The organism is Psittacicella hinzii, from assembly GCF_003585885.1.
Taxonomy (GTDB): Bacteria; Pseudomonadota; Gammaproteobacteria; order Enterobacterales; family Psittacicellaceae; genus Psittacicella.
The window spans coordinates 1-13408 of sequence record NZ_NRHC01000098.1 but is presented as its reverse complement, the minus strand read 5'-3'; the positions used below and the strand labels follow the sequence as shown (position 1 = coordinate 13408).

The window sequence follows — 13408 nt, the reverse complement described above, 5'->3', positions numbered from 1 at the left end:
GCGTTAGTTAAGTTGATATCTTCATCAGCTGTTAGAGCAACTGTGCCGTTTTCAGCTGTGATATTAGTACCTGTTACGTTTACAGAACCGTTAGCTGAATCTACTGAAACATCTTCCGCCGCTGTTACGTTAGTACCGTTACCTAAGTTAACACCTTCGTCACCTGTTACAGCTACTGAGCCGTTAGATGAAGTTAAGTTAGTGTCAGCTGTATTAACTGTACCGTTCGCATCAACTGTAACACCTTGGTTACCGCTTACGTTAGTGTTATCTAAGTTAACATCTTCGTTTGCAGTAATTGCTACTGTACCGTTAGTTGCAGTGATGTTTGTACCTGTTGCGTTAACTGAACCGTTAGCTGAATCTAATGTTACATCTTCAGCTGCTGTTACGTTAGTACCGTTACCTAAGTTAACACCTTCGTCACCTGATACTGAAACAGAACCATTTGTAGCAGTTAAGTTAGTGTCAGCTGTATTAACTGTACCGTTCGCATCAACTGTTACACCTTGGTTACCGCTTACGTTAGTGTTATCTAAGTTAACATCTTCGTTTGCAGTAATTGCTACTGTACCGTTAGTTGCAGTGATGTTTGTACCAGTTGCGTTAACTGAACCGTTAGATGAATCTAATGTTACATCTTCAGCTGCAGTTACGTTAGTACCGTTACCTAAGTTAACACCTTCATCACCAGATACTGAAACAGAACCGTTAGAAGCAGTTAAGTTTGTATCTTCAGTGTTTACTGTGCCGTTTGCGTCAACAGTTACACCTTGGTTACCAGAGATATTAGCGTTAGTTAAGTTGATATCTTCATCAGCTGTTAGAGCAACTGTACCGTTCTCTGCAGTGATGTTAGTACCAGTTACGTTTACAGAACCGTTAGCTGAATCTAAAGTTACATCTTCAGCTGCAGTTACATTAGTACCGTTACCTAAGTTAACACCTTCATCACCTGTTACAGCTACTGAGCCGTTAGATGAAGTTAAGTTAGTGTCAGCTGTATTAACTGTACCGTTCGCATCAACTGTTACACCTTGGTTACCGCTTACGTTAGTGTTATCTAAGTTAACATCTTCGTTTGCAGTAATTGCTACTGTACCGTTAGTTGCAGTGATGTTTGTACCAGTTGCGTTAACTGAACCGTTAGATGAATCTAATGTTACATCTTCAGCTGCAGTTACGTTAGTACCATTACCTAAGTTAACTCCCTCGTCACCTGTTACTGAAACAGAACCATTTGTAGAAGTTAAGTTAGTGTCAGCTGTGTTAACTGTACCGTTTGCATCTACTGTTACACCTTGGTTACCAGAGATATTACTGTTATCTAAGTTAATATCTTCAGCTGCAGTAATAGTTGCAGAACCATTTGTTGCAGTGATGTTAGTACCTGTTGCACTTACTGAACCATTTGCTGAAGAAACTGTTGCGTTTTCTTTAGCAGTAACAACTGTACCGTTACCTAGAGTTACACCTTGGTTACCAGTAACTTCTACTGAAGCATCGCTTGAAGTTAATGCTGAAGCGTTAACTGTAGTTGTACCGTTAGTTGCTTCAACCGTAACTCCTTGGCTACCAGAGATATTTGTATTTTCTAAAGTTACATTCTCTTTGGCAGTTACAGTTGCGTTACCGCTTGTTGAAGTGATGTTAGTACCAGTTGCATTTACAGAACCGTTAGCTGAAGATACTGTAACGTCATTTTCAGCCGTTAAGTTTGTACCGTTACCTAGGTTCACATCTTTTTCAGCAGTTACACCTACTTCGCTTGCAGTTAAGTTCGCGTTAGAGATGTTTGCTGAACCAGTAGTTGCATTTACTGAGATTTCTTGAGCAGCAGTTAAGTTACCACCGTCAACAGTTACATTCGCACCTGTTACGCTTACATTTGTAGCAGCTTTAACATCGCTACCAGTTAAAGTAACGTTGTTGCTTGCATTAATTGTTGCGCTACCAGTAGTTGCGTTAACTGTACTGTCAGCTAAGCTGATGTTAGTCGCATTTAACGTTACGTTTGGTGCTTTAATGCTTGCGTTTTCAGTTGTGATGTCAGTTGCATCTAGAGTTAAATCTTGTTGCGCTTCAACAGTTGCATTTAACTCGATAGTTTGCGTAGTAATGTTAATAGATCTGTCAGCTGTTAATGAAGACGCATTCGAGATATTAACAAGACCGTTAGGTGAACTTAAGTTCAGATCTAAACCTGAATGTAAAGTTGAACCTGAAGTATTTACTGCAGTTGAACCAGATAAACTTACGTTACCTTTAGTTGAGTCTAAAGTAGATGAAGTTACATCTGTAGTTACTGTAGTTAAGTCACCGATTGAAATATCTGCATTCGAAGCAGTTAAAGTACTGCAGCTAATTGCAATTGTCGGTGCACGTACAACTACGTTTTGTTCAGCTGTAGCTGTTAAGCCAGTTAAGCTTGTTGAAGTTGAAGCTACTACTGCAATGTTTTCACTTGTTGAAGTTAAAGTTGCAGAGTTAACTACTACTTCGCTTGCAGTTAAGCTTACTTGTGTACCGCTTACTGTACTTGCATTAGTTACGTTTAGTTTCGAAGTAGCTTCTAAGTCAACGGCAGCGCTTGAAGTTAAGCTTGTTGCGTTAACGTTTACATTGTTAGCTTTTACGCTTAACGCATTAGTTGAAGTTACGTTCGAGTTATTTAGATCAATCTCTTCTGTTACTGCTAAGTCAACTGTGCTTGCTGACACATTCGTGTTAGTTAAAGTTAGAGTTGAAGTATCAGAAGTTGCTGTAAAGCTTGCTTCACCATTTGTAGCAGTTACGTTTGAATCAACTAGAGTAATGCTGTCTTGTGCATTGAACTCAACATTGCTGTTATCTGATTCATATTTACCACCAGAAGCAGAGATACTGCCACTAGTTGCATTTACTACTACGCCGTTAGCACCGCTTACACCAGAGTTGTCTAGGTTTACATTACCAGACTGAGCCACCACTGTCGCGTGGTTACCCGCAGTTAATTGGGCATTAGGTAAAGTTACATTACCTTTTGCAGTTACGGTAATGTTGTTAGCAGCTGTAACTTGCGCTTGAGCAGCATCTTCACCACCAGCATTTACAATATCTTGAGCTGCTGATAATGAAATGTTACCGTTGCTTGAAGTCATCGGTGCAGCGTTAAATGATAGATTACCGCTTGTTGCGTTAACTGTAATATCACCTGTTGCTGATACTGATGAAGTTGCTAGAGTTACATTTGCCCCTACTAAGTTAGCATCACCTTGTGATGAAATTGCCGAGCTGTTTACAACTTCTAAGTTGTTTGACGCAGTTAGGTCAACATTGCTTGAAGTTGAAGATAAGCTTGTATTGTCAACATCAATGTTTTTAGCTGCAATTTCTAACGCTTGCGTTGAAGTTACGCTTGAGTTAGCTAAGCTTACGTTGTTTTGCACATCAACGTTTACGCTATTAGCGCTTACTGTTGTGTTCTCAACATCTAAGTTAGAGTCAGAGTCAGTTGTTACAAAGTTAACTGTACCTGACGCTGCGCTTACAGTTGAGTTAGCTAGGCTAATGTTATTTAATGCTGTGAAGTTTACATCAGAGCTTGTTGAGCTAAATACACCGCCTGAAGCTGAGATGTTACCATTCGAAGCATTTACCACTACGCCATTAGTGCCACTTACACCAGAGTTATCTAGAGAGATATTACCTGAAGTAGCTACTACTGTTGCATGGTTACCTGCATTTAATTGAGCATTAGGTAAGCTTACGTTACCTGAAGCAGTTACGGTAATGTTATTACCTGCTGTAACTTGTGCTTGCTCAGCATTGTCACCACCAGCATTCACTATATCTTTAGCCGCTACTAAAGTGATGTTACCACCCGCATTCATCGGTGCAGCATTAAATGATAGGTTACCGCTTGTTGCGTTAACTGTAATATCTTTAGTTGCTGTAATTGATGAAGTTGCTAGAGTTACGTTTGCTGCTTTTAAGTTAGCGTCACCTGCTGCTGTTACTGCAGAGTTCTCTGTAACTACTAAGTTATTTGTTGCATTTAAGTCAACATTACCATTAGTTGAAGTTAAGCTTGTGTTGCTTGCAGTTACGTTATTAGCTGCAATCTCAAGAGCTTGCGTTGAAGTTACGCTTGAGTTAGCTAAGCTTACGTTGTTTTGTACATTAACGTTTACGCTATTAGCACTTACGTTACTGTTCTCTACTACTAAGTTAGAGTTAGCTGCAGTTGTTTCAAAGTTAACTGTACCTGCTGATGCACTTACGTTTGAGTTAGCTAAGCTAATGTTGTTTAACGCTGTGAAGTTAACATCTGCATTAGTTGAGTTAAATGTACCACCTGATGCTGAGATGTTACCATTTGAAGCGTTAACAACTACGCCATTAGCACCACTTACGCCAGAGTTATCTAGAGTAACGTTACCTGTTTGTGCTACTACAGTTGCATGGTTACCAGCTTCTAATTGTGCATTAGGTAAAGTTACATTACCTTTTGCAGTTACGCTAATGTTGTTACCTGCTTTTACTGAAGCTTGTGACGCTTCTGTACCACCAGCATTAACAATATCCGAGCTTGCTACTAAAGTAATGTTACCACCAGCTGTCATAGGAGCAGCGTTGAATGATAAGTTACCTGCAGTTGCATTTACTGAGATATCACCTGTAGCTACAATGCTTGAAGTTGCAAGAGTTACATTCGCACCTGTTAAAGTAGCATTACCAGTTGCATTTACTGACGAACTGTTAGCTACGCTTAAATTGTTAGTTGCGCATAAAGTAACATCTGCACTTGTACCAGTTGCGTTAACAGAAGTGTTCTCTAAGCTAATATTAACCGCTTGTAACTCTAAAGCATTAGCTGAAGTTAAGCTACTGTTGCTTGCAACAATATCTTCACCCGCACTTACTTCTAGAGTAGTTGCGCTTAAGTTAGAGTTTTCTGTTACTACGCTCTTAGACGATACAGCATTTAATTGTGTTGTTGCTGTAGCATTAGTACCGTTTAAGCTTAGGTTAGCAGCTGTTGAGTTTAAGTTTAACGTTGCAGCGCTTAAGTTACTGTTGGTTAAGTTAACAGCAGTTGCAGTTACGTTAGCGTCGCCAGTTGTACATACGCTTAACTCTGTAGCGTTAACTGTACCACTTGCAGCTTTAACATCAACTGTACCACCTTTGCTACTTACTAATGAAGCATTGTTTACGGTTACGTTACCTGTAGTTGCATTTACTACTAGGCTAGTTGCAGCGTTTAATACAGAACCACCTTCGATAGTAACGTTTGGTACGGTAATGTTAATTGAACGACCAGCAACAATGCTTGAAGCGTTAGAGATGTCTACTTCACCTGTTGGTGCTGATAAGTTAACATCACGCGCAGCATTTACTGAGCTGTTAGATAAGTTAACGTTCGCATTACCGCGTAGGTTAATATCACCGGTAGTACTATTAGTTGTAACTAATTTACTGTCGTTAACATTTACAGTTTCAGTTGATGCGTTACCTAAAGAGATCTCAGAACCAGTTGCATTTAATGAACTGTTTGTAACGTTAATTGTTGTTGCACGCGCAATAACCCCACTTGCTGAAACGTTTGAGTTAGTTAAGCAAGCTGAAGTAGTTGCGTTTACAACTACGTTAGCAGTTTCTGAAGATAGGTTACTACCTGTAACAGTTACTGTTGGGCTGGTTAACGTAACTTCTTTAGTTGCATTAACAACCGAGTTAGTTACTTGTAACTCTCTAGTTGCTGTTAACGTTGTGTTCTCAGTGCTGTTAAGCGTAGAGTTGTTTACACGAACGATTGGCGCAGTCGCGTTTACATTCTTCGCAGAGATATTTGACGACTGGTTAACGTTCACAAAGGTAGTTGCCGTTAAATTAGCATCACCAGTTGCATTTACCTTAGAGTTTACAAGAGTAACTTGTGAACCATTAGCGCTGAAGTTACCACCTGCAGTGAAGTTAGAAACACAGCTGTAAACTGTTGCACTAGTTGAATTTAGCTTGATATCACCAGTTGCTGTTACATTTGTGTTAACTGTATTAATGTTCGAGCTACCAGAGAAAGTAACATTTGCCCCTGAAACTTCAGAGTTGTTCGTGCCTACTTTACTCGCAGTAAAGTTAACATCTTGTCCAGCTTTAACGCTAGATTTGTTTGTAACGTTAATTTCGTCAGCTGCAATTACGTCAACCGCACCAGTACTTGCATTAACTGTTGAGTTATCTAAAAGAACGTCGTTACTTGCGTTAATTAACGTTGAAGCTGTTGAGTTAACTGCAGAGTTAACGATGTTAATATCAGACGCAGTTAAGTTAACGTTGTTCCCCGCAACTTTAGAGCCGTTTTGTACGGTTAAAGCAGTTGCGTTTACTGTTGTGTTACCAGTTGAGTTAACTGTTGCACTGTCAACTAAAACTGTTTGACCTTTTACTACAGTTGAGTTGCTTGAGTTAACCGTTGCTGAGCTATTAACTGTAACTAGAGTAGCGTTTAAGCTTACATCTTTACCGTTAACACTCGCTGAATTTGAAACTGTAACTTCTGACGCATTTAACGTTGTACTACCAGACGAGTTAACATTCGCATTGTTTACTAAAACTTTAGATGCGTTTAGTAAAGTTGCAGTTGTTGAGTTAACTGTTGCAGAGTCATTAACAATTACGTTAGCAGCGTTTAAAGTAGTGTTATCACCGTTTACTAAAGCATTGTTAGTTACAAGAACTGTAGAACCGTTTAACGTAGTGTTACCCGTTGAGTTAACCGTTGCGTTATCAACCGTTACACTTGTACCGTTAACTAAAGTTGCAGTTGTTGAATTAACTGAAGCAGAGTTGTTAACTACTACCGCAGTACCGTTTAACGTAGTGTTAGTACCGTTTACTTGCGCGCTGTTAGTTACTACTACTGATGGAGAGTTAACTGTAACGTTACCAGTTGAGTTAACTGTAGCATTGTCAATAGTTACAGCTGTACTACCGTCGATTAAAGTAGATACTGTTGAGCAGATTACTGATGAAGAGTTTACAACTACATTCGTAGCATCTAAAGTAACGTTTGCACCAGTTACGTTTGACTTACTTGTTACTGTCAGGTTAGTAGCATCTACTGAAGTATTACCTGTTGCGTTTAAGCTTGAGTTGTCAAGCGCTACATTAGTTACAACTACACCAATGTTACCTGTAACTACAAACTGAGCATTGCTTAAGTTAACTGTATTCGCAGTTAAGTTTAAGTCACGACCAACTTTGAAGCTATTGCTTGTACCGTTGATAGTTACAGTGCCATCTGTGTGACTGCTGTTTGCAGCTGTAGTTAGGTTTAGATCTAAACCAGAAGCTACGTTACTATCTGTTACGATTACTTGGTTATAACCACTTGCACTTACGTTACCGTTAGTTGAAGTTAAGTTAGTGTTAGAAACATTAACTTCAGCTGTAGAAGTATTCCCAATGTTGATATCTTTATCAGCAGTTAAGAAACTTGAGTTTAACGCAATTGAATCTGGAGCGATAACTGTAACGTTAGCACCAGAATTTACGGTAGTTGTATTTAACGTTAGAGTTGTACAAGCAACTAGGTTAGTATTATCACCTGAAGATACGTTTGAGTTATTTAAGAATAACGAGCTTGCAGCTGAGTTAACGTCAACGTTTTTCCCTGCAGTTAAGTTAGATGATTCAACTGTTAGGTCACCGTTGTTTTGGAATACGGTTACGTTGTTAGCAGCTTTTAACGTTGAGCCTTCTAGGGTAATAGTGTTGGTAGTTGTACCAGTTTGACCTGTAGTTAAAGTTACGTTGTCGTGATTTGAAACAACAGATGAACTATTGGTAATACTTACAGAAGTTACGTTACCGTCACCACCAAGGATAACATTACCTTGAGCTGTTAAGTTCGAGTTATCTACAACTAAATTACCACCTGTTAAAACAGTTAAACCAGTAGTACTATTTGCACCTACTGAAGTTACGTTTGAACTAATTAAGGTTAGGTTCGCAGTTTTTCTACTTACGTTAGTTGATAAGTTAACTAAGTAACTTCTTACACTTACATTGCTTAACGTTAGGTTAGTACCACTATAGATAGTTGTAGTTACCCCTGAAGTACCATCTACAGTATCAGAAGTACCATTAATTTTTGTACCGTTACTTAAGTATACAGCTACAGTATTAGCAAAGATACGAATGTTACCAGCTTGAGACTTGTTAATGGTCGTGTTACTTAAATGAATCCACGTACCATTAGTAGAGATGCAAACATCTTGACTAGTTGCACATATTACTGTGTCAGCAAATGATAAATCTTGATTTAAAGAGACGTTTACACCGCTAGCGTTCAATCTAGAACTAGTTGTATACGTTTTTGCTCCTGTAATCGAAATTAAGTTAGTAGCATTAACAGTAACATTACTTAAGTCACTTGAAGCTTGTTCAGAGTAGAACGAAACATTACCAGCATTAATTACACTGTTCGAAATGTTGTTACCAGGACCAGAAGGACTAGTACCATTCTTATATGAATAGATACTAGTGTTGGTTCTGAAAGAGATATTACCAGTAACACTTGCATTTAAACGGTTGATGTTTAAACGAGTCGCACTACCTGATAAGTTCGCATTACTAGCCGTTACATTTAAGCCATCAATCTCGAACCAGTTGAAGTACTTGGTGCCACTTGACGCCATAGCAACAGTCCAGTTAGCTTCCTCTGTACGACAGTATAGGTTTAACGTAAAGTTAGTAGTTGCGCAAACAGTTGAGTTAACAATCTTCGAGGCAGCTACGTTAGAAGCACCATCATAGTAAGAGTAACCCGTACGTAAGTTCATTGTCACATTACCACCCTTGAAAGTTGAGTTAGTAACGTTTAAAGAACCCGCTGTTGAGTTAAAAGTCAGATTACCAGTTGCGTTAAACGTCGTGTTAGTGATGTTAACGTAACTGTTCATATTTTTTAATGGGTTGCTTGGATCATTAACGTAGGTAATGTTGTTAGCAGTAATCGATGAGTTATCAAACGTACTACCATCAGCTCCTTGAGTTCTAATGGTTACTCCATAACCAGTCGCATTTAATAATGAGCCATTTACTAAATTAACACGAGCTGTTGTGTTTAAGGTGATGTTGCCTCTCGTAGTGTTAATTGTAGTATTGAAGATGGTTATGTTTGAAGTTGTGTTATAGGTTGTAAGGCTACCAACAGTTAATTTTGAGTTCTGTAAAGTAATACCAGCATTAGAATTTAAGAAATTTAATGCTCCAGCAATTGTAAAGTTACTGTTATAGAAGTCAATGTTAGCAGCACTAATGTTTAAGCTGTTGCTTGCATTAGTTGAATTTAAATACGCACTTGTAACGTTATAGAATGCAACTTGATAGCTTGCAGTAATAGTTACGTTCGAAGAGTTAAGGTATCTATTAACTTGAGATGCTTTTAATGTTGTATAGTCACCTTTTGTCGTAGCTGTTACACTAAATGAGCTTGACGACATTGTTGAGCCCCAAGTGAAGCTAATACCATGACGACTATCATAAGTTTCGTTATCGTTAGCAATAACCACACTATCCGGGTCAATTAACCAGTTACCTGTAGAACCGTAAGCCGAAGTTGTATTTACTGATACGTTATCAAGTAAATCTAAACTATGACCTGAAGTCTCTACAAAGCCACCGTTACCGTATACTGATGTCGCTAAGAAAGTTCCATCTACAACTGCTTGGTTACCCCAAACAATTGCTGTACCTGCATCACCATTTGTACCAGATACATTAACTGTTGCACCTGTCGCCACATTAGTTGTAGCAGCTAGTTTTAAGTCGCCAGTACCTTGTAAGTCACCACCAACGTAAACTGAACCACCAACATTACCTGAAGCGTTGATTACAGCATTGTTTTCTAAAGATACGTTGTCACCTAATAATTTAACTGTACCCGCGGTACCTGTTGTATTAGAAGTGTTGATCGTACCGTTTAACACTACTACACTTGACTGATTAGTGTAGTTAGCTGCTAGTTGCGTATTATTTAAAGTAGTTGATTGCACTGCATCTGACTCTGAAGCACCGTAAAGGATAACTTCACCAGTCGCTGAAATAGATGCCTGACGTGCAGAATCTGAGTTAGAGATAATATCTGCAAAGCTTTCTAAGCTTGTATAACCATTAGCTACTTTATTCGCTAATAAGTACACACGTTTAGAAACAATTTCCCCTAAGTTCACAGCTTTGTTATCTGCAGTAACTTTATAAGAAATTGCTGGGTTGTCTAAATCTTGGATTGTAATTGATTGACCAGCTAAAAGGTAAACTGTACCATTTTTAGCTTCTAACACACCAGTGTTAAGTACTTTACCACCCACTAGAGCTAAAGTACCGTCATCATTTACTTTAATCACCCCGTTGTTAATTACCGAAGCGATAGCTGAATCTTTTTCTTGACTAAAAACGTAGTTACCGTTTAAAAAGTCTTCATTAGTAATATCAAGAGTTGACGCTACTAGCGAGTTTACGTCTACTTTTGCGTTCTCACCAAAAACGATACCTGCAGGGTTCACAATAAATACTTTACCGTTTGATTGTAAAGTACCTAGAATTTGTGAAATCTGACCACCAATAATACGGTTTAATACAGCTGAATCTGCTGATTCTTGGATAAACTTAACAATTTCATTGGCATTAATGTTAAATGTTTGCCACTGGATAATCGCATTATTAGAGTTAGTGATAGTGGTAACTAAGTCTTTAGTTACCACATCAGCGGTACCGCTGATGACTTCCATACCCGTACGTGCAGAATCAGCGTAAGCTGTCGCTAGGGTAATTGGAACTAAAACGCTCCCTAACAAGGTACTTAGTTTATTGATTTTTAAAACTCGAGTATCTTTTAATGCTTCTTCGTTGGTAGACGACACAGCTGTGGTGTAGTTGGTCGCTAGTTCAGAAACAGCATCCAAAGAGAGAGTTTGTCTATTGAATTTGAGTTTATAGATTTTATTCATATTTATGAAATACCGAGACATCTCTATAAAGACAAGGTTTGCACAAGCAAGAGACAGTGAGGTAATTGTTCGATTTCGAAGATGAACAAAACAACTACGAGAAGATGAACAACTAGCATATAAACATCTAGCAGATGAACATCTAGCAGATGAACATCTATAAACACAGCTTCTTGCAATGAGCTTATCTTGCGCTCTATAAAGATTATTGTAGGAGGAAATATAAGTAGGTCTAGCCAAAGAAAGCAGATTAAATTAACTCAACAAAGCACTGCCTCTGTGCGCACATTTGCCGAGTTTGGCATATTACTCGCACTCTTGACTCCCCACTTCAATTAAATAGTAAGCAAATAGCAATTAAATTCCTTTAACTACCTTTTAACCACTTTTAACCAAAGTTTTGAGCTCCAAATGCAAAATCACGTTAACCGTATACCCCTCTAATAAGAAGAAAAAACTTTAAGCAGGAGCATAAAGTTTTGTAGACTAACCCTGCAAGAATCCCAAAAAGTAAAACAAAACCGAGAATTGTTAAAACAAGCACAAAAGCTAAATCTTTTGTGGATAAACAACTAGCTGTTCTAAGCTTACTAGCTTGGTAGCGCTCCCCCTCTTTACAGAAGTAGAGCTAATAAATAACTTTTAGCAAATAGTAAGCATAAAGCAACTTGGGTCTTATTCTTGTTTTAACAGTAAAGTTTTACTTTGGAGATAACGAGGTTTAGTTGCGAGATAAGTTTTAAAATCAGCAAAAATTATTCAAGGTTGTCCTGAAGTTTGTAGTAAGCTTGAACTTTTGCCTCTTTACAAAACTTCACTCTGTCTCTAGGTTAAGAACCTAGGCAGAAGTTACCTCAAGATGAGGTTACGATTAACTGTGAGGTTGCCCTCAAATGGTAGACACAAACCAAGACAAACAACTTAGAGTAAATATTTGAAAGTAGAACAGTTTAAAAACGTTCGGGTGGGTAAACTATCTAAGTCATTTGCTGAACTACTTACTTGTAGAGTAGGTTGGCTTACAGAGTAAGCTGACTAACAAAGCAGACTAGCTAACAATTTAGCTTTAGCTAACTAGGTAAACTAACTTAACTCTCAAGCAACAGTTCGCTTGGTTTACTTACATGTATTTTCCCTCTGCGAAGTAGCCTTTGGAGGCATAAAAACAAAATGTTTTTCTAAGATAAGAACGAACTTAATGTTTTTATAACCTCCACTAATTTGCCTCTTAGAGGTAAATAATTTGCTCTAACCTAAATCGAGATTTACGTTAGAAAGTAAATTTAGGAGATGATCACTAAAAGGTAAAACAACAGAAAATTAAAATGTTTAAGGATTAGGATAGCTTTAACTTATTAGCTGTAGGCTAATAAGTTAAATATCTCTAGCTAGAGATAGGCCTTTTCTTTAAACACTTAATTTTTTATTTAAGCTTAGTTTTAAGTTTTTAAGTTTTGTTGTTTAGATTTTTTAGCAGACTTTACGCAAAACCAAAGTAAGGGTGCTGTGTATGATCTCGGTGGGATCTGCATAGGATCGGTATAAGATATGTATTGGAGGCAGTATCAAATGCAACATAGGATATTTCATAGGATACTGCATAGGATTAAAGCACTAGGTACCGCTGATGCAGGTTACCTTAGTACAGTAAGTTACCCTTACCTTGATTTAACCCTTACCCTTTACATTTAACCTTTACATTAAGGTTTATCTTAGCAACAGCCAAGATTTACTTTTACCTACAGACCACTTTGATCTACAGACCTGTTTAAATTTAAACTAAACGCTTAGTTTAAATCTGCATACTTTAGATTTTGCTGCCTTGTAGTTGAGCTTGCGCTGTAATTACTTGTTTGTTTGCAAAATCTGATACGTTGCTTTACTCTAAAGCGATCAACTCATAAAACTTTGAGGAAAGTTGTTTAATTCTCAACTTTTAGCTTAAGCACAAAACTGAACCTAAGCTCCCATTCGCAAGCCAGCGCAAACTCGAGCCTCAACTCAAGTTTTTGCTCAACTTACAAATTACAGTTGTAAAAGCAAACAACTTCCAAAAGTTTTAACTTAACTAAACCAAAGGTCAATCAACTAAAGAAAACTTGTTGAGTGATGAATCTTTTGGCTTAAATTTAGTGGATAAATTGTTGGTGCACAATTGTGTTGTGTGTCTGGTAAATCACATTTATAAATAGGTATGTTCAAGCTAACTCATTGCCACTAATTAGTAACGCTAATAAGTAATAACAATAAGTAACGACAAAAAAGCAAATGCTCTTGTCATCTTTGGCTTGTGCATATCTACACTGGTTTAAATTCATTAGACTATATATCGTTATATCGATATATTTTTAAAAATCAAAGTTTAATTAACTCTTCCCTTGATTATTGGTGATCAATCATCAATCATCAAT

The 13408-nt window shown here is 37.9% G+C and carries 1 protein-coding gene; it reads right to left on the bottom strand.

Annotation, left to right across the window (positions count from 1 at the left end):
• Positions 1-10997, bottom strand: a 10997-nt coding sequence (locus CKF54_RS06815) for an ESPR-type extended signal peptide-containing protein (RefSeq protein ID WP_147396838.1), incomplete at its 3' end; no start/stop codon positions are given.
• Positions 10998-13408: the final 2411 nt, after the last annotated feature.